Annotated in this window: 16 protein-coding genes, 1 pseudogene and 1 riboswitch; of the genes and pseudogenes, 3 read left to right on the top strand and 14 right to left on the bottom strand. The window is 64.0% G+C overall.

What is annotated here, in order from left to right:
• Positions 1-32 precede the first annotated feature (32 nt).
• The 6 genes from RHIBR816_RS0121440 to RHIBR816_RS0121415 all read right to left on the bottom strand — a co-directional run bounded on the left by RHIBR816_RS0121440 (position 33) and on the right by RHIBR816_RS0121415 (position 6,857).
• Positions 33-1,277, bottom strand: a complete 1,245-nt coding sequence (locus tag RHIBR816_RS0121440) for a Gfo/Idh/MocA family protein (protein WP_018238652.1) — start codon at positions 1,275-1,277, stop codon at positions 33-35.
• 20 nt (positions 1,278-1,297) lie between these two features.
• Positions 1,298-2,314, bottom strand: coding sequence for a LacI family DNA-binding transcriptional regulator (locus tag RHIBR816_RS0121435; RefSeq protein ID WP_018238651.1), 1,017 nt, complete (start codon positions 2,312-2,314; stop codon positions 1,298-1,300).
• Positions 2,311-3,267 (bottom strand): ABC transporter permease, encoded by a 957-nt coding sequence (locus RHIBR816_RS38055; protein WP_018238650.1) that lies wholly within the window; start codon positions 3,265-3,267, stop codon positions 2,311-2,313. The genes RHIBR816_RS0121435 and RHIBR816_RS38055 overlap by 4 nt, the downstream gene beginning before the upstream one ends.
• Complete coding sequence (locus RHIBR816_RS0121425) at positions 3,264-4,256, bottom strand: ABC transporter permease (RefSeq protein WP_018238649.1); 993 nt, start codon at positions 4,254-4,256, stop codon at positions 3,264-3,266. Before RHIBR816_RS0121425 ends, RHIBR816_RS38055 begins: the two co-directional genes overlap by 4 nt.
• Positions 4,256-5,761, bottom strand: coding sequence for a sugar ABC transporter ATP-binding protein (locus RHIBR816_RS0121420; RefSeq protein ID WP_018238648.1), 1,506 nt, complete (start codon positions 5,759-5,761; stop codon positions 4,256-4,258). Before RHIBR816_RS0121420 ends, RHIBR816_RS0121425 begins: the two co-directional genes overlap by 1 nt.
• A gap of 70 nt (positions 5,762-5,831) precedes the next feature.
• Positions 5,832-6,857 (bottom strand): ABC transporter substrate-binding protein, encoded by a 1,026-nt coding sequence (locus tag RHIBR816_RS0121415; protein ID WP_018238647.1) that lies wholly within the window; start codon positions 6,855-6,857, stop codon positions 5,832-5,834.
• A gap of 150 nt (positions 6,858-7,007) precedes the next feature.
• Between RHIBR816_RS0121415 and RHIBR816_RS0121410 the strand changes: the two genes are divergently transcribed.
• Positions 7,008-7,298, top strand: coding sequence for a type II toxin-antitoxin system RelE/ParE family toxin (locus tag RHIBR816_RS0121410; protein WP_018238646.1), 291 nt, complete (start codon positions 7,008-7,010; stop codon positions 7,296-7,298).
• A 1-nt stretch (position 7,299) separates the two neighbouring features.
• A complete protein-coding gene (locus tag RHIBR816_RS0121405) occupies positions 7,300-7,611 on the top strand; it encodes an addiction module antidote protein (RefSeq protein ID WP_018238645.1) in 312 nt (103 codons plus the stop codon).
• Between the two features lie 209 nt (positions 7,612-7,820).
• Here RHIBR816_RS0121405 and RHIBR816_RS0121400 read toward each other — a convergent pair whose 3' ends face one another.
• From RHIBR816_RS0121400 to RHIBR816_RS38050, 4 genes and pseudogenes are all read right to left on the bottom strand, one after another.
• Complete coding sequence (locus tag RHIBR816_RS0121400) at positions 7,821-8,276, bottom strand: pseudoazurin (RefSeq protein WP_018238644.1); 456 nt, start codon at positions 8,274-8,276, stop codon at positions 7,821-7,823.
• Positions 8,273-9,076 carry an ABC transporter ATP-binding protein gene (locus tag RHIBR816_RS0121395; RefSeq protein WP_018238643.1) on the bottom strand — a complete coding sequence of 268 codons (804 nt, stop codon included), beginning with the start codon at positions 9,074-9,076 and terminating at the stop codon, positions 8,273-8,275. The genes RHIBR816_RS0121400 and RHIBR816_RS0121395 overlap by 4 nt, the downstream gene beginning before the upstream one ends.
• Positions 9,073-10,101, bottom strand: a complete 1,029-nt coding sequence (locus RHIBR816_RS0121390; protein ID WP_018238642.1) for an iron ABC transporter permease — start codon at positions 10,099-10,101, stop codon at positions 9,073-9,075. The genes RHIBR816_RS0121395 and RHIBR816_RS0121390 overlap by 4 nt, the downstream gene beginning before the upstream one ends.
• Positions 10,098-11,048, bottom strand: a pseudogene (locus RHIBR816_RS38050) (ABC transporter substrate-binding protein); the annotation flags it as partial. The gene RHIBR816_RS0121390 and the pseudogene RHIBR816_RS38050, both read right to left, overlap by 4 nt.
• 263 nt (positions 11,049-11,311) lie before the next feature.
• Positions 11,312-11,544: riboswitch (cobalamin riboswitch) on the bottom strand.
• Positions 11,545-11,690: 146 nt separating this feature from the next.
• On the opposite strand from RHIBR816_RS38050, the gene RHIBR816_RS0121380 reads away from it, so the two are divergent.
• Entirely contained in the window at positions 11,691-11,945 is a 255-nt protein-coding gene (locus tag RHIBR816_RS0121380) for a hypothetical protein (RefSeq protein ID WP_018238640.1), read from the top strand.
• 83 nt (positions 11,946-12,028) lie between these two features.
• Here RHIBR816_RS0121380 and RHIBR816_RS0121375 read toward each other — a convergent pair whose 3' ends face one another.
• The 4 genes from RHIBR816_RS0121375 to RHIBR816_RS0121360 are packed head-to-tail and all read right to left on the bottom strand — an operon-like array spanning position 12,029 to position 17,182.
• A complete protein-coding gene (locus RHIBR816_RS0121375) occupies positions 12,029-13,837 on the bottom strand; it encodes an ABC transporter ATP-binding protein (protein WP_018238639.1) in 1,809 nt (602 codons plus the stop codon).
• 2 nt (positions 13,838-13,839) lie between these two features.
• Positions 13,840-14,700 (bottom strand): ABC transporter permease, encoded by an 861-nt coding sequence (locus RHIBR816_RS0121370; RefSeq protein WP_018238638.1) that lies wholly within the window; start codon positions 14,698-14,700, stop codon positions 13,840-13,842.
• Positions 14,697-15,638 carry an ABC transporter permease gene (locus RHIBR816_RS0121365; RefSeq protein WP_026187275.1) on the bottom strand — a complete coding sequence of 314 codons (942 nt, stop codon included), beginning with the start codon at positions 15,636-15,638 and terminating at the stop codon, positions 14,697-14,699. Before RHIBR816_RS0121365 ends, RHIBR816_RS0121370 begins: the two co-directional genes overlap by 4 nt.
• Before the next feature lie 20 nt (positions 15,639-15,658).
• Positions 15,659-17,182, bottom strand: coding sequence for an ABC transporter substrate-binding protein (locus tag RHIBR816_RS0121360; protein WP_018238636.1), 1,524 nt, complete (start codon positions 17,180-17,182; stop codon positions 15,659-15,661).
• Positions 17,183-17,635: the final 453 nt, after the last annotated feature.

Here is a 17,635-nt window from a genome sequence, read left to right as displayed (position 1 = left end):
TTACCGCCTCGGCCGGTTATTCGCCGGATCGCCTACGCGCCGACCCGGGCAACGAGCGGCACGTAGTTCTCCAGTTCCGGCGCCGGGAAATTGAGCGTCGCGCCGATTTCGGCCGAGCGATAAAGCCCCATCAGGATCTCGACCACGGCGAGACCGTCCTCGAAGGTCTCGAGCGGCTTCACGCCCTTGCGGAAACTCTCGACCATGTGCCGGTTTTCGTCCGTGTAGCCGTAGACGCCGGCCTCGTCCTCGAGCACCGGCATCAGCCCCTGTTCGGCATTCTGCTTTTCGACCAGGTCCTCGCCCTCGGACCCCCTGACCGCCCGCGACAGGAAGATCTTCAGGCCCGTGCCGAGCGAATTGTATTCCAGCGCATATTCGGGCCCGAGAAGTTCGAGCTGGATGCGTAAGCCGGCGCCGACATAGGCCCAGGAGGTCGTCGCTTCGATCATCAGCTCGTTGCCCGCCTCGTCCTCGAGCGCAACGGTGGCGCGGGCGAAATCTTCCGAGGGACGGTTGCGGTAGTCGACCTCGTTTCCGTACCGCTGCCGCAGTTGGTCGGCATAGGCCGGTCGGGTCCATTTGAGATTGGCGACCGTGCCGTTGACCGCCTTGACCTTCAGTGAACTGCGGGGCGCTCCGGGTGCCGTCAGCAGATGGCGCGCCACCTCGACGCTGTGGCACATCATGTCGGAAAGCACGCCGCCGCCCTGCTTGTCGCCCTGCCAGAACCACGGCTCGTGCGGGCCGGAATGCTCTTCGGCGGCGCGCGCCAGATAGGGCCGGCCGGTCGTCGAAGCGGCGCGGCGCCAGATGATCTCCTTGCCGCGCAGCACCGGCGTGCAGAACACCTGGTTTTCGAGATAGCCGTGGTTGAGGCCGGCATCCTCGGCGAGCCGCAGCATCTCGCGGGCCTCGGCGACGGTGCGTGCCAGAGGCTTTTCGCAGGCCACCGCGAAGACCCGGCTGCGCCCTGCCTTGATCTCCGCATGGAGCGCGCGCATCACCTCGAGCCGCGTATAGTTGGGCGAGAGGATCCAGATCGCATCGACATCCTCGGCCGAGAGAAGATGGTCGAGGCTCCCATGGGTGCGGCAGCTGCCGAGCTCGAGCGCCCTGACCTCCTCGGCGAAGCGTTCGCGATTTTCCGCCTTGCGGCTGTAGACGCCGGTCACTTCCACATGGCGCACGCCGACGAGCGACTGCAGATGGAAACGGGCGATGAAGCCGGTCCCGACAAAGCCGACGCGCAGGGTCTCTTTCGGTAGTGTGGTCATTCCTTCCTCCCCAGGATAGCTCACGCTGAAGGCGGCGCCGTGCTGCCGCGAATATTGAGCGCCGTCGGCAGCACGATCGGTTCGCCGCCGGCGCGGCTGCCGCCCGAAAGGATGCTGAGCAGAAGAGCCATCGCGGTGCGGCCAATGTCCGCGCGCGGCTGGCTGACGGTCGTCAGCGGCGGATAGAAGGCCTTGCTCAGATAGAGATCGTCGAAACCGACGACCGAGACCTCGCCCGGCACGTCGTGTCCCATCCGTCTCAGCTCGTGGGCAGCGCCATAGGCCATCTCGTCATTGGCGACGAACAGTGCCGTCGGCGGCGCCGGCAGCGCAAACAGCGCCCGGCAGCAGTCCTGTCCGCTTTCGAGCAGAAAATTGCCGCGCGCCTCGTAGCCGTCCGGGATCGTGAGGCCCGCTTCGCGCATGGCGAGCCGGTAACCCTCGCGGCGGTAGAGGCTCATCGGCTCGGGGACGGGACCACTGATATGGGCGATCCGCCGGTGCCCGAGTCCGATCAGATGCTCGACCGCCTCTCGCGCGGCCCGGACATTGTCGACCTGCACATGCGGCAGTCCCGAACCCTCGATCATTTCCAGCGCCACCACGACCGGCAGGTGGCTCCAGCTGCCCGTGCGATTGCCGCCCGGCGGCAGTTTGCCGGTCATCAGGATCATCCCGTCGGCATGACCGTCGCGCAGCATGTTGAAATATTCGATCTCGCGGACCGGATCGTTTTCGGTATTGCCCATCAGCACCGCATAGCCGGCTTCTCGTGCCGTCGCCTCGACGCCCTTCAGAATGTCGAGATAGAAGGGGTTGCCGACGTCGCGCACAACGAGGAGCACCGCCATCGACTTGCGGGTCCTCAAATTGCGGGCGCTGACATTGGGGCGATAGTTGAGCTCGCGCGCCAGATCATGGATGCGCTGGCGGGTCTCGGCCGTCACCAGCGCCGAGTCGGAAAGCGCGCGCGAGACGGTGGCGACCGACACGCCGGCCTTCTCGGCAATGTCCTTGATCTTCGGCCGGTCCCTCATGCGCGCATCGCCCGGCCCCGGCCATAGAACATCATGAGGAGAAGCAGCGTCGCGCCGAACACCATCTGCCGGCCGGATTCGTCGATGTTCACGGTGGTGAGGATCCCCTGCAGGATGACGAGCAGGAAGGCGCCGGCCATGGTGCCGGTATAGCCGCCCTTGCCGCCGGCAAGCGACGTGCCGCCGAAGACGACGGCGATGATCGAGGTCAGCGTGTACTGCTCGCCGACATTGGCGAAGGACGAGCCGGAATAGCCGAGCAGGCAGAGGCCGGCGATTGCCGCGAACATGCCGGAGATCATGAACAGCGCGATGCGCATAAGCCTCACCGGAACGCCCGCCATATAGGCCGCATGCTCGTTGGAGCCGATCGCATAGATGCGGTGGCCGAAGACGGTGCGGTTGAGCATGAAGGCCATCAGGATGCCGATCGCCACCCACAGCCAGATGATCCCCGGCACGCCGAAGAAGAGCGGCTGGGTGACGAAGCGCGACAGGGCCGGCGCGGCCTGGCCGGAGGGAATGCCCATGCGGATGACGACGAGCAGGCCCTGTAAAACGCCGAGCATGCCGAGCGTCATCACCAGCGGCGGGATGCGCAACAGCGTGATGCCGAGGCCGTTCAGCAGCCCGAAGAAGGCGCCGGCCACCAGGCAGGCGGCGATCGCCGGCAAGATGCCGATATCGGCGCCGTTCATGACGTTGCCGGCGATGATCGCCGACAGCGACACGACGCCACCGACCGAGAGATCAATACCCTCGCGCCCGCCGAGGATGACGACATTCTGGCCGGCCGCGACGATGCCGAGCAGCGAGGCGACAATTAGGAGCCGCAGGATCTGCGCGCCGCTGGCAAAGCCGGGAGACATGAGCTCGCCGAGATAGAGGAGGAGCACGATCAAAGCGAGCGCGACGACGATCGGCTGGCGGAGGAACGACATCACCCTGCTCATGGCCGCGCCCTCCGTCCGGCGAGCACGCCGGCCATCAGGACGACGAGGATCGCGAGGCCCTGGACGAAATTCTGCCACTCCGACGGCGTGCCCATGAAGAAGACCACCGAACTGATGAGGCCGATCGTCAGCGCGCCGAGGAGCGAGCCGACCACGGTTCCCCAGCCGCCTGAGAGCGCGCTGCCCCCAAGCACCACCGCAGCGACGCTGAAGAGCGTCATCTTGCCGCCGACCAGCGGATCGCCGCTTGCCGTGTCGCCGGTGATGCAGAAGGCGGCAAGGGCGGAGAACAGCCCGCAGAGCAGATAGCCGCGGATCCGGATCGCCACGACCGGCAGTCCCGTCTGGTAGGCCGCCTGCTGGTCGTCGCCGACGGCGAGCAATTGCGTCGCAAGCCGCGTCCGGCTCAGCACCGCAAGCAGCACGACCAGGCCCACGAGGATATAGAAGACGAAGGGGAGCCCGAGCAGCCGGCCGCCATAGGTGCGCCAGAAGATCGTCGGCGCCGGCGTGCCGGCGACCGGCAGGATGTAGAGCGCCAGGCCGGTGAAGAAGATGCTCGTCGCGAAGGTGGCGACGATCGCCTGCAGCCGCAGCGCCGCGACGACGAGCCCGTTGACGAGGCCGCAGGCAAGCCCCAGCAAGAGACCGATGGCAAGCGCCAGCAGCACCGCGCCGGCCCCTCCCCCCCAACGCTCCATCAGCACGACAATCGCGACATTGACGAGCGACAGGATCGAGCCGGCGGAGAGATCGATGTCGCCGGCATAGACCACATAGGTCTGGGCGATCGCCAGCAGGATCAGCGCCATATAGGTGCTCAAGAGCCCTGTCAGCGAGCGATAACTGAGGCTGTTCGGCGAGAAGACCCCGTTCAGGGCAAGCAGCACCAGCACGATGGCGAGCGCCGGCAGGAACGGATAGCGCTCGAGCAGTATGCGCAGGCCGCCGGCGCGCCGATAGGTCGGGCTGGTTGCGATCTCTGTCATCAGGCGGCCTCGTAAGCGGCTTGATAGAGGTTGTAGCGGGTGCGCTCCGGACCGATGAGTTCCCGGCTGACCGAGCCGCCGTTGAAGACCAGGATGCGGTTGGCATTGCCGAGCAGCTCGGCATCCTCCGAGGAATAGAGAATGATGCCGAGCCCCTCGGCCGCCAGTTGCCGGATCAATGCGAAGAGATCGGCCTTGGCGGAGAGGTCGATCCCTTTCGTCGGATCGTCGAGCAAGAGTACGTCCGGCCGGTCGATCAGCCAGCGGGCGATGATCACCTTCTGCTGGTTGCCGCCGGAGAGCGAATTGATCGGATGGAAGAGGCTCGCGAATTTCGTGTGCATGCTTTCGAGCGCCGGCGCGACCTTGTCGCGGAGCTTCGACGGCCTGGCGATCATCAGCCGGTCGCGCAGATAATGGATCGGCGTGACGTTTTCGATGATCGGCCGGCCGCTGATGACGCCGTCGCGGCCACGGTCGCCGGAGACATAGGCGCAGCCGCGCCGGATCGCGTCGCGTGGGCTCGTCGCATCGAAGCGGTCGCTGCCGATCAGGATCTCGCCCGTCGAGACCGAGCCGGCGCCGAAGATTGCCCGGAGCAACGCCGACTGGCCCTGGCCGTGCAGTCCGCCGAAGCCGAGAATTTCGCCGCGCGCCACCTCGAAGCTGACATTGCGGAAGCCGGCGCCGGAAAGATTGCGGACCGTGAGCGCCGCCCCGTCCTTGGCGTCGACGGCGGCCGGGGCCGAGGACTGCGAGGCCGGCATGTCGCCGGCGCCGCCGACCATGAGCCGGATAACCGTGCCCGCATCGGTTTCATTAAGGTTGAGCGTGGTGATCGTCTCGCCGTCGCGGATGATCGTGACGCGGTCGCCGATCGCCTTGATCTCGTCCATGCGGTGCGAGATGAAGATGATGCCGCGGCCGCGGCGCTTCAGATCGCGAAGAATCTCGAAGAAGCGCTCGACCTGGGCACGGTCGAGCGCCGAGGTCGGCTCGTCGAAGATGATGAGCGGCGCCTCGCTGGCCAATGCCTTCATGATCTCGACGAGTTGGCGCTGGTCGGGCCTGAGATTGCCGACGAGCGCGTCGGCGGAAAATCCTTCGCCGGATACCCCGTCGAAGAGGGCGATATAGCGTGCCGCCCGGTCCTTCAGCGCCGCCCGGTCGACGAAGAGCCGGGCCCTTGCCGGCAGCGCGGCCAGGCAGATGTTCTCCTCGACGCTGCGGTGGGCGGCGAGGCTGAGCTCCTGATAGAAGATGCCGATCCCTTGGGCGCGGGCCGAACGCGGCCCGGTGATCGTCACCGGCGTGTCGTTGATCAGGATCCTGCCCTCGTCCGGCCGCACGCTGCCGGCAATGATCTTGCAGAGCGTGCTCTTGCCGGACCCGTTCGAGCCCATCAGCACATGCACCTCGCCGGCCATAACTTCGAGGTCGCCGCGGCGGAGCGCCAGGGTCGCGCCGTAAGCCTTGCTCACGCCGTTCAGTTTCAATTTCGACATGGGACTGCGTCCGTTACCATCCGGTGGTCAGGCGCGGGCCAAGAGAGACCGCGCCTGACGTCGAAAAGGCTCACTTGAAGAGCGCTTCCGCGTCTTCGATCGTCAGCGAGCTCGTATAGGAATAGTAGCCCGGCTTGCCTTCGAGCTGCTTTGCCGCCTCTTCGACGTTCTTCGAGTCGATGAACGGGATCGGCAGGTAGAGCGCGTTGCCGTATTGGCCGGCCTTGGCCGGTTCCTTCAATTCCTTGCCCTGCAGCATCAGGACGGCGACGTTGAGCGCGCTCGCCATGACGCCGGGCGGGTTGACGGTCGCGCCGGAATTCAGCTTGTCCTTGATCCAGAGGTCGATGAAGTCCTTGCGGATCTCGCCGGTCGCGGCAATTTGGTCCTTCTTGCCGGCATCCGTGATCGACTTCCAGGCGCCGGCCGCCATGCCGTCCTGCACGACCACGCCGTTGACGTCCGGATAGGTGGCGAGGATGTTCTGCATCGCCTGCTGTCCCTGGGCCTGGTCCCAATTGGCGTTCACCTCGTTGACGATCTGGATATCCGGAAAATCCTTGAGGACCGATTTGTAGCCGGCGACGCGCATCTCGTTGGCCGGATGACCGGCGACGCCGTTGATCGCCACGACCTTGCCCTTTCCGTCGAGCGTCTCGGCAAGCCACTTGGCGCCGGCAGCACCCCAGGCGGTCTGGTCGATACCGACATAGATCGCATCGGGCGAGGAGACTTCCGCATCCGTCGCGATCACCAGGATACCGGCCTCCTTCGCCTGCGCGAAGATCGGATCGAAGGCCGTCGGGCTGTTCGGGTTGACGATGATGGCGTTGACGCCTTCGGCGATGAAGTTGCGGATATGGGCGATCTGCCCGGGCACGTCGACATTGGCGCTCTGCACCGAAACCTCGACGTCGACCCCCTTGTCCTTCCATTTCGCCGCGGCTTCCTTGGCCTCGTCGATCATCTGGGTGCGCCACTCGCTGCCGACCCAGCCGTTCGAAAGACCGATCTTGAAGGTTTCCGCATTGACCGCCGAAGCGGAGACAACGAGGGACGCAACCGTACCGAGCGCAAAAGCAATGAATTTCGTCATGAGATCCTCCCAAATCTTGCGAGCGCTATGAAGCCAGAAAATGTAATCGATTTCAATGCCGAGTTTCAGCGTATAAAGATACTGTCGTTAGCGTGAACTAAAGTTCACAAACCTCTTGTGAATATCAACTCTGTAAATTACAGTTCACAAATGATCGAAGTTCGCCAATCCACTGTGTTTTCCGACTGGCTGAGGAGTCTACGCGATCGGAATGCCACCGCCCGCATCGTGGCGCGAATTCGTCGCCTTGAGCTTGGCAATCCGGGTGACATCAAGTCCGTCGGAGACGGGGTGAGCGAAATGCGGATCGACTATGGTCCGGGATACCGCGTGTATCTGACCTACGCCGGTCGTACAGTAGTCATCCTGTTGTGGGGTGGAGATAAATCATCGCAAAGCCGCGACATTGCGCAGGCGAAGAAGATGGCAAAGGAGATTTGATATGACAGTCGAAACCAAACGCTTTGATGTTCTTGACTATCTGAAAACGCCGGAAGAGCGGTTTGCATACATAGAAGCCGCTTTTGAAGACGGTGACCCTTCGCTGATCGCGCATGCACTCGGCGACGTTGCACGCTCAATCGGCATGAGCGCCGTTTCCAAAGAGGCGGGCGTAACACGTGAGGCACTTTACAAGGCGCTCAGCGAACACGGCGATCCCAAGCTTTCTACCCTCGTCGGCGTCGCGAGAGCGTTGGGCATCAAACTTTCCGTTTCGCCATCAGCGGACGCGGCAACGCCGAAGGTTGTCTGATCAACGGATCGTTTCGTTGCATCTGCCCACTCGGCGCAGCCACTGCGGGTCCGCCGCACGCCCAATCGGACGCGGCCTGAAAAGCAATGACTTCCGACTGAGCTAGCAGGCAGTCGCCACGCAAAGGCGACGAGGTTAGAGCCGCCCTTACGCCGCGCATCGAACGTTCGTGAGCCAGAGCCTTCCGGTGCCGCGCCCCGCCGCGCGCATTACTTGCCCATCACTGCTGCCTCGGCCCTGGCAAAGAGCGCTTCGAAGCGCGGCTTCGCCCGGGCAGGGACCTCGATCGCACGATAATTCTGCGGGAGCTCGACGTCTCCGACCTTGATCAGCATCACCATGCCCATGCCGAAATGCGGCGAGCATTTGATGCCGTAAAAGCCGGGCCGATCGAAGGTGACGACGATTTCCTCGTTGATCTTGCCCTTGAAGCCCGGATGTCCGTCCGGGACCATCCCGTCGATCGTCGCGGCATTGTGGCTCTTGTTGGTGGCGATGAACTTGACGCTCTCACCCGGCTGCAGCGCCAGGAAATCCGGTTCGAAGACCATCGAACTCTTTTCGCTCCGGTTCAGCATCTTGACCTCGACCGTCTCGGCGCTGGCCACGGCCGGCATCGAGAGTGCGATCAGGGCGAAGAGCAGGAGCCTGGCAAGCTTGATCATGAGATTCTCTTCAGCATCGGCTTTTCGGCAGCCGGCAAACTGGGTGCGCGGTAACGGATATGACAGCGGCCCTCGCTTTGACGCTCGACATCGACGTTGACACCGAAGACGGTGCGGATCCGCTCTTCGGTGAGGACCTCGTAGGGGCGCCCCAGCGCGGCGATGCGGCCGCCGCTCATCAGCGCGATCCGGTCGCAGAACATGGCGGCATGGTTGAGATCGTGAAGCGCCGCGACCGCCGTCAGCTGCTGCTGGCGCACCAGATGCAGGAGCCCGATCTGATGGCCGACGTCGAGATGGTTGGTCGGCTCGTCGAGGAGGAGGATCTGCGGCTGTTGGGCGAGCGCCCGGGCGATGTGCAGGCGCTGCCGCTCGCCGCCAGACAGGGTATGCCACATCCGCGCGGCGAGCTGCGCCATGCCGACATTGCCGATCGCCTCGTCGACGATGGCCTCGTCCATAGCCGACCATGGCGTGAGCGGCCCAAGATGCGGCGTGCGGCCGAGTTCCACCGCCTGGCGCGCCGAGATGCGCTCGCCGGTTTCCGCCTGCTGCTCGACCAGGGCGATGCGCTTGGCGATCTCCTTCCGGCTCAGCCTGTCGACGCTCTCTCCATCGAGCAGCACGCGACCGGATCGCGGCCGCCTGAGGCCGGCAAGCAGCGACATCAGGCTGGTCTTGCCGGAGCCGTTCGGACCGACGATGCCGAGAAACTCGCCCTCGACGACGTCGAGCGAGACATCCTCGAGGATTGAGGCCCCGCCCGCCGACCATGAGACATTGCAAGCCGAAAGCGTCATCGAACCGTCCTGCGCTGGCTGAGGACGGCGGCGAAGGCGGGCGCACCGACGAGCGCGGTGACGACGCCGATCGGCAGCACCTGCCCCGGAATGATGATGCGCGACACGATGTCGGCGGCGATCATGAATACCGCTCCCACCAGGGCGGAGACCGGCAGCAGCAGTCCGTGCCGGACGCCGACGATCATGCGGGCGATATGCGGGATGACGAGGCCGACGAAGCCGATCGACCCAACCATGCTGACCATGGTCGCCGTCATCATCGCCGAAACGCCGATCAGCACTCCGTAGACCCGGCGCACCGGGATGCCGAGCGAAGCGGCTGACTCGGAGCCGAAGGTGAATGCGTCGAGGGCGCGTGCGTGCCAGAGACAGACGATGAGGCCAAACACCGCGACAGGCACGGCGAGCCAGACATCCGGCCAGCGGACGCCCGAAAGATTGCCGAGCAGCCAGAACATGATTGCCCGCGCCTGTTCCGCATTCGCTGCCTTGGTGACGATCAAGGACGTGAGCGCGTTGAAGAGCTGCGAGCCGGCGACACCGGCCAGAATGATCGCCCCATGGCCCCTGCCCGCCCGCATCGCCAGCAGGCTGACGAGCCCGAAGGCAAGCAGCGCTCCGGCGAAGGCACCGACCGGCAGCGTCAAAAGCCCGGCTCCGACGCCGAGGACGGCGACGCCGACCGCGCCGGTCGATGCGCCCGCCGAGATGCCGAGGATATAGGGGTCGGCCAGGGGATTGCGCAGCAGCGATTGTAGCACGACGCCGGAAAGCGCCAGCGCCGCACCGCAGCTGGCAGCAACGATGGCGCGGCTCACCCGGTAGTTCCAGATGATGCCCTCGTCGAGCGCATCGAGGCCGTAGCCGGCATCCCACAGGCGGTTGGCGACCGTCTTGGCGACGACGCCCATCGGAATGGCCGTCTCGCCGATCGCCGCACCCAGCCAGAGCGCGATGAACAGCACGACGAGCGCCAGCAGGCTGGCGCTCGTCCGGGACAGGGATGGCGCGGTGCCGATCACTTGTTCAGGCCGGATTTCTCGACCGCATCGGCAAGCACCTCGATGCCTTCGATGGTCCGGATCGTCGGGTTCATCGCCTGGGCGTCCAGCTCGACCACATGGCCGTCCTTGACGGCGGGCATCAGGCTCGTGACCGGATCGGACTCCAGGAACTTGTGCTTGACCGCGACGTCGTCGGCGGGGAAGCGGCGGCGCTCCATCTTGCCCGCGACGATCAGCGTCGGGCCGGACTTGGCGATGGTTTCCCAGCCAACGGTCGGCCATTCCTCTTCGCTGTCGATGACGTTCTTGATGCCGAGCGAGCGCAAGATGTAGCCCGGCGCGCCGTTCTTGCCGGCGACATAGGGGTCGATGTCGAGCTCGGCGCTCGAGAACCAGAACACCGCGGAGAGCTTGCCGTCCGCCGAGGCGATCTTCTTCTTCGCCGCTTCCTCACGCGCCTTCAGCTCGGCGACCAGCGTCTCGCCGCGTTCCTGGACGTTGAAGATCTGCGCGAGTTCGGTGATTTCCTGGTAGATCAGGTCCATCGTGAACACCGAATGGCGAACGCCGTCGCCGCCGCCGGTATTGTCCTTGCCGACACAATCGGCCGGAGAGGTATAGACCGGAATGCCGAGTTCCTCGAACTGCTCCGGCTTGGCGACGATGCCTTCGGGCCCGACATGCCACTGGAACTGGGCGGTCACGAGATCCGGCTTCTTGGCGACGACGCTCTCGAAGCTCGGATCGTTGTCGGCAAGCCGCTCGACCTTGGCATTCACCTCCTCGTAGCCCTTGATCACCGGCCCGATCCAGACGGCGGTGCCGACCATCCGATCCTGGAGGCCGAGCAGATAGAGGATTTCCGTGCTGCTCTGGCCGATCGAGACGGCCCGTTCGGGCGCCTTTTCAAAGGTGACCTGGCGGCCGCAATTGGTGAGCGTCAGCGGATAGCTGGTTTCGGCGGCTTTCGCCTCCATGCCGATCGCCGCCATAAGAACGGCGGCAGCGCACAGGACGCCGTGTTTCGATTTCGCAAACATGCTTTTCATAAGTCTATTCCCCGGATTCGATGAACGGGCCGCAAGCATGCGGCCAGTGCGGACGGACGGAGTCAGTCCGGCTGCCGACAGTTCGGCGGCGTCGCGGAACGGGAAAGACCGAAGGCAAGGCGCGGGTCGGCGCAAGGAGAGGTCATGCTGTGTCCTGTTCCGGGCATCCCCGCCCGTGATTGGAGTGAACGCATGACGGCAGGTCTCCTGGCTTGCGGATATCTGCCGTCCACCTGCCTTCCCGCGATAATCTCGCAGTGGCACGACGCTTCTCGCGTCACGAGGATGGGCGGCAATCCGCTCACAGTTGCGGGGGCAGCCACGGTCTTGGTCCCATTTGGGTCGTCCGCACCGTGTTCCCTATTAATCCCCTTCGCTTCATCGTAGGGGAACCGTCATCGGCTTCCTTAATTCGTTGATCTCAGCCGGTCAAGGCCGGTTCCGCGGCCATGCCGCCGCTCAAGCCGCGGGAGCGAACATTGTCCTCGCTGCAACGGGCGCCATAATTGGATATAGTGCTCCGACCCTCAAGCGATCTTCAAGGCGGGAGGAAGAAAGATGTCGATCGACGCGGGACCGCGAAAAGTGGACGCCGAATATGCGATCGAGTACCTGCAGGAGCATCCGGAAGCCGGGCTCTGCTGCGAGGACCGGCGCTCGTGGATAACCCCAAATGCGAACGAGACCGATCGGCAGGTCCTGCTTCTCGATACCGCCGAGGCCGAGCGACTGAAAGACGACGCTCGGCTTCGACTCGTCTCCGGCATCGCTCATGCGGGCCGGTCGCTCTGGGTTGTTCGCAGAATGACATAGAGATTCGCTGCGGCCGCCTATCGAGTGGCAACCCGCTCCTGTGCTGTCCCTGCCGAAGGCGTCGACCTTCACGTATTCGGTCTTCAGCCCCCAAGTTGCTGCACGAAGTGTCCGGGGGAGACTTCCAGATAGGCGCGCTTGGGTGGCTTGTAGTCATAGGGGCGCACCGGGCTCTTGATTTCCTGGGTCGATGCCGGCGGCATCGATCCGCGCCGCGAGGGCTCGGGGATCGGAACGGCCGAGATCAGGCGGCGCGTGTAAGGGTGTTGCGGGTTGTCGAAGATCGATGCGCGCGGACCGATCTCGACGATTTCGCCGAGATACATGACCGCGACGCGATGGCTGATGCGCTCGACGACCGCCATGTCATGCGAGATGAACAAGTAAGCCAGACCGCGACGCTCCTGGAGGTCGAGAAGGAGATTGGCGACCTGCGCTTTCACCGACACGTCCAGGGCCGAAACGGCCTCGTCTGCGACGATGAATTTCGGGTTCAGCACCAGGGCGCGGGCGATTGAAATTCGCTGACGCTGGCCGCCTGAAAATTCATGGGGGTAGCGATCGGCCACGTCCCCCGACAAGCCGACCTGATCGAGAAGCTCGGCCACGCGTTCCCTGGCCTGGCCCTTGCTCATCAGGCCGTGCGCGATGATCGGCTCGGCAATTGCCGCGCCGATCCTGATGCGCGGGTTCAGCGAGGCGAATGGGTCCTGGAAGATCATCTGCGCGGTTCGGCGCAGCGCCCTGATCTCACGCCCTCCTGCCTTGAGCACGTCCTGGCCATCGACGATGATCGACCCGGCGGACGGCTCAAGCAGCCGCATGATCGAGCGACCCGTCGTCGACTTGCCGCAGCCCGACTCGCCCACGAGCGCCAATGTTTCGCCCGGGTGCAGATCGAAGGAGACGTCCTCGACCGCGTGCACCCGTCCATGCGGAAGGTCGAAGCGCACCGCGAGGTTGGAAACCTTCAGGATTGGCTCGGTCCCGCCCGCAACGGCCTTCATCTCGCGGCCGTCGAAGGCCTCTCCCGTGTTGGGATCAACCTCGGGAAAGCGCTTCGGTGCCTGGGCAGCGCCCATGGTGCCGAGACGCGGGATCGATGCCAGTAGCGCCTTGGTATAGGACTCGCGCGGCGCCGCGAAGAGGCGCTCCGTCGATCCGCTCTCGATCATGTCGCCGCGGAACATCACCACCGTCCTGTCGGCAACCTCGGCCACGACGCCCATGTCGTGCGTGATGAAGAGGACGGCCATCGTCTCGTCCCGCTGCAATTCGCGAATGAGATGCAGGATTTCGGCCTGGATCGTGACGTCGAGCGCGGTGGTCGGCTCGTCGGCGATGAGGAGCTTCGGCCGGCAGGCAAGCGCCATGGCGATCATCACGCGCTGACGCATGCCGCCCGAGAATTTGTGCGGATATTCGTTGAGGCGTGTGCTGGCCGACGGAATGCGCACGCGCTCCATCAGTCGTAGCGCTTCCGCCTCGGCGCTCTTCCACGACAGGTCCTGGTGCAGCACCAATGCCTCGGCGAGCTGGTTGCCGATCGTGAACACCGGATTGAGTGACGTCATCGGCTCCTGGAAGATCATGCCGATCCTGCCGCCGCGTACCGCGCGCATCTCGGCCTCGGACAGTTTCAGGAGATCACGCCCGTTGAGAAGAATCCGCCCCTCGATGCGCGCCTTGCCCGGCGGCAGAAGCCGCATGGTCGAAAGGGCGGTGACGCTCTTGCCCGATCCGGACTCGCCGACGATCGCAACGGTTTCGCGGGCTCGGATGTCGAAAGAAATGTTGCGCACGACCGGCCGCCAGCCGTCGGATGTCTTGAAGGAGGTCGTCAGGTTCTCGACCGCCAGGATTGGCAGGACCGCCGAAGGATTCTCGCTCATGGTCAGGTTTCCTTCGCAAGGCGGGGATCCACCAGGTCCCGCAATCCGTCGCCGACGAGCTGCAGCGACAACACCGAAAGCACGATCGCGATCCCCGGAAACACCATCAGCCAGGGAGCGGAATTCATGAATTCGCGGCCGGAGGCGAGCATCGTGCCCCAGGTCGGCATGTCGGTCGAAACGCCTACCCCGAGAAACGACAGGCTCGCTTCGGCCAGCATGGCAGAGGCAAAGATGAAGGTGGTCTGGACGAGAATTGGCGAGGCGAGATTGAGCAGGACATGGCGAAGCAGAATCTGCCGCGTCGGTAAGCCGAGCGTGACGGCCGCCTCGATATAGGGCAGCTCGCGCAGGACCAGCGTCGAGCCGCGAACGATGCGTGCCAGGCGGGGGGCATAGGTTATGCCGAGCGCCAGGATCACGGTCACCAGCGACGGCCCGAGCGCGGCGACGAGCGCGATCGCCAGCAGGATGTCGGGAAAGGACATCATCGCATCGAGCAGGCGCGAGACCGGCGCATCGAGGCGGCGGAAATATCCGGCAAATACGCCGAGTGTCACGCCAAGCAGGGCGGAGATGCCGACGACCCCGAGGCTGACAAGCAGGGACACGCGCCCGGCATAGATCGCGCGCGAGAAAATGTCCCGGCCGAACTCGTCCGTACCGAACAGATGGGCGAGCGAAGGCCCTTTCAGCTTGTTGACGATCGACAGCTTGTTCGGCGCGTAGGGCGCAATCAAAGGCGCGAAGGCGGCCGCCAGCACCACGAGGGCAAGAATGATGGCGCCGAACAGGATTGCGCGATTGCCGAAAAGGCGGCTCAGCTTCGTCACGACACTTTCGGAGAACGAGGCGCCCGTCATTGGCGTACCCTCGGGTCGACGATCATATAGAGCATGTCCACGACGAAGTTGATCAGGACGTAGATCGCGGCAACGACGAGAAGCGTGCCCTGGATCACCGGATAGTCACGCCGGAGCACCGCCGAGACGACCAGGTTGCCGATGCCGGGCAGGCCGAATACCGTTTCGGTCACCACGGCCCCGGCGACCAACATGGCGATGGAAAGACCGATAACGGTGATGATCGGAATGAGCGCGTTCTTCAGCGCATGCTTGAGGATCACGCGCCCTTCGCCCGCGCCTTTCGCCCGCGCCGTGCGGACATAATCCTCGCCGAGAACGTCAAGCATCGCCGCGCGGGTAAACCGGGTTATCAGCGCCGAGTTGACGATGCCAAGTGCGGCTGCCGGAAGAACGAGATGGTTGAGCCGTTCGACGAAGCTCGTATCGGGCCCGCCATAGCCCGAGGCCGGAAACCACCCCTGACCTACCGCAAAGACCTGGATGAGCATCAGGCCCAGCCAGAAGCTCGGTATGCTTGCGGCGACCATGGTCAGCGTTACCACCACCTGGTCAAACGGCGTGCCGCGTTTGACGGCGGAGAATATGCCGACCGGCAGCGCGATGACGACGGCGATGAGAATCGAGAAGAGGGTCAGGAAGAAGGTCGGCTCCGCCCTCTCGGCAAGTGCCTGCGCGACCGGCTGGCCGAGAAAGATCGATTGCCCCAGATCGCCCTTCAGTATGCCCAGCACGAACTGGGCATACTGGGCGATGAGGGGGGCATCGAGCCCCATCTTCGCTCGCAGTTGCGCGATGTCTTCGGGCGTCGCATCGGAGCCCAGCATGACCGCGGCCGGATCACCAGGGGTGACGCGCACTATGATGAAGACAACCGTCACGACGAGGGCCAGCACGATCACCATGCCGCCCAGTCGATGAAGGAGCGCCTGCGAGATTTTCAGCATCGTCTATCGCCTCACTTTTTCGGAGTGACGTTCCAGAAATGTGGCCAATAGGTCGGGGTATAGTCGGGTATGGACTTGGAGACGCCGGCCAGTGCGTTGAAGTTGCCGACCTTCACCAGCGGCGCATCGTCATAGATGACTGCCTGGATACCCTGCCAGGCCTTGATCTTCTGGTCCTGATCCGCCGCCGCCATATAGGCAGCGACCGCCTTGGCCTTTTGGTCGGAGACATACCAGCCCGGATAGCTGTCGGTGATCGTGTTGATCGTCGTCGGGTCGCCCGGAAAGTTGGAATGGGTGATGAAGATGTCCCACTGCTTCGGATCGGCGCGGCGCGTCGTCAGGGTGGCCCAGTCGACGACCTCAAGGTCGACCTTGAAGCCCGCAGCCCCCAGATAGGCCTTGGCGACTTCGCCGATCTTGTAGTGGAATTCGTATTGACGGCTGGTCAGGAGACGGATCGGCGTGCCATCGTAGCCGCCTTCCTCGATGAGGGCGGCGGCGGCCTCAGGGTCTCCCTCGCCGTAACGCGCGATGCCCTCCTCGGTATGCCAGAGGAAGCCCTCCGGAAAAATCGAGCCGTCGACGCTGAAGAAGCGCTCGTCGGAGAAGGCGGCCAGCATCATGTCGGAGGGATTGAGCGCGACCTGAACGGCCTGGCGCAACGCCTTCTTCGTCAGCACGCCCTCCTTCATGTTCATGTTAAGCGAGGCCCAGCCGGCGTTCTCGAAGATGACGGGTCCGGCGCTGTCGCTCGCCTCGACCCGCTCGAACGCGCTCACCGGCAAGGCGTCGGCGTAGTCGAACTGGCCCGATATCAAGCCCTCGACACGCGTATTGGCATCGGGCACCGGAACGAACCGGATCTCCTTGGCGATCGCTTCACGCTTTCCGGCATAGTTGCTGGCCTCTCCCTCCGGAGACTTGTACGCCTCGAACCGGACGAGCTGGGTGTACTGATCCGGCTTGCGCTCCTTCAGCGCATAAGGGCCGGTGCCGATGAAGTCGGTCAGCGTGTCCGCCACCTTTTCCGAGGGTATGATGATCGACGCCTGGGAAAGCGTCGCCAGCAGCGGCGCATAGCGGGACTTCAGCTTGATGACGATCGCATGCTCCCCATCCTTGGCGACGCTCTCTACGACCGAGGCAACCTGCTTGCCCTTGGAATTGACGCTCATCCAGCGCGAGAGCGACGCGACGACATCCTCGGAATCGAAGGCGCTGCCATCGTGGAATTTCACACCTTCGCGCAAGCCAATGCGGTAGGTCAGACCGTCTTCGGAAACCTCGGGCATGGCCGCCGCGAGCAGAGGCACTGACTTCCATTCTGCATCATAGGTGAAGAGCGTCTCGAAGATGTGCTGGTCGATCGTCAGAACGATGTCGGTCGGCGTCTGCATCGCGTCGAGGGTCGGCGGCTCGCCGACGGTCGCCACCGTGAGGACGCCGTCCGACCTTGCCTCGGCCGCGGTTGGACTGGTGAAGCCAGCGAGCGCGGCTGCGCACGATGCCACAAGAAGCGTTTTTCTCATCATGATCCCCTTTTGGTTTTTGAGAAGTCTGCGCGATGTCGACCGGATGCCGTGGTCCAGTTCGCAAGGCCCAACGATGGCGCATCGTCGCCGGCGCCGCGATGGAGAAGGCCTCCCGGGCAACCGCACGGAATCCCGCGTGGAAGGGCTGGTCGCCCTGGCCGATATTCCGAAATCTCCCTGCGGGCATATCAGAGCCCCTGGCTGCGACGTCCACCTCTACTCCGCTTCATTATGAAATTTATTTTCTTAGTAATGCCTCAAATATCCTATAGGTCAAGCCGTTTTCCGGAAAATTGGCACATTTATGTAATTCATTTTCATCTTTCTGAAAATTCGCTCAATCGCAGAACCAACCGCAACCCGCTCCCGGCCATGCCTTTCTTGTGATCGACGACGAATATCGAAGCCGCGGCAAGGGCTTGGCCATGCGGCAACAACCCCCGTTGCCGGTGC

Source organism: Ensifer sp. BR816 (genome assembly GCF_000378985.1).
GTDB lineage: Bacteria > Pseudomonadota > Alphaproteobacteria > Rhizobiales > Rhizobiaceae > Sinorhizobium.
Note: the sequence above shows the minus strand (reverse complement) of the source record. Positions and strands in the feature narration are given on the sequence as shown.

Bases quoted from the DNA above. Each gene is read 5' to 3' on its own strand.
- RHIBR816_RS0121440 (WP_018238652.1), bottom strand. From the start codon at position 1,277: ATGACCACACTACCGAAAGAGACCCTGCGCGTCGGCTTTGTCGGGACC.
- RHIBR816_RS0121435 (WP_018238651.1), bottom strand. From the start codon at position 2,314: ATGAGGGACCGGCCGAAGATCAAGGACATTGCCGAGAAGGCCGGCGTG.
- RHIBR816_RS38055 (WP_018238650.1), bottom strand. From the start codon at position 3,267: ATGAGCAGGGTGATGTCGTTCCTCCGCCAGCCGATCGTCGTCGCGCTC.
- RHIBR816_RS0121425 (WP_018238649.1), bottom strand. From the start codon at position 4,256: ATGACAGAGATCGCAACCAGCCCGACCTATCGGCGCGCCGGCGGCCTG.
- RHIBR816_RS0121420 (WP_018238648.1), bottom strand. From the start codon at position 5,761: ATGTCGAAATTGAAACTGAACGGCGTGAGCAAGGCTTACGGCGCGACC.
- RHIBR816_RS0121415 (WP_018238647.1), bottom strand. From the start codon at position 6,857: ATGACGAAATTCATTGCTTTTGCGCTCGGTACGGTTGCGTCCCTCGTT.
- RHIBR816_RS0121410 (WP_018238646.1), top strand. From the start codon at position 7,008: ATGATCGAAGTTCGCCAATCCACTGTGTTTTCCGACTGGCTGAGGAGT.
- RHIBR816_RS0121405 (WP_018238645.1), top strand. From the start codon at position 7,300: ATGACAGTCGAAACCAAACGCTTTGATGTTCTTGACTATCTGAAAACG.
- RHIBR816_RS0121400 (WP_018238644.1), bottom strand. From the start codon at position 8,276: ATGATCAAGCTTGCCAGGCTCCTGCTCTTCGCCCTGATCGCACTCTCG.
- RHIBR816_RS0121395 (WP_018238643.1), bottom strand. From the start codon at position 9,076: ATGACGCTTTCGGCTTGCAATGTCTCATGGTCGGCGGGCGGGGCCTCA.
- RHIBR816_RS0121380 (WP_018238640.1), top strand. From the start codon at position 11,691: ATGTCGATCGACGCGGGACCGCGAAAAGTGGACGCCGAATATGCGATC.
- RHIBR816_RS0121375 (WP_018238639.1), bottom strand. From the start codon at position 13,837: ATGAGCGAGAATCCTTCGGCGGTCCTGCCAATCCTGGCGGTCGAGAAC.
- RHIBR816_RS0121370 (WP_018238638.1), bottom strand. From the start codon at position 14,700: ATGACGGGCGCCTCGTTCTCCGAAAGTGTCGTGACGAAGCTGAGCCGC.
- RHIBR816_RS0121360 (WP_018238636.1), bottom strand. From the start codon at position 17,182: ATGATGAGAAAAACGCTTCTTGTGGCATCGTGCGCAGCCGCGCTCGCT.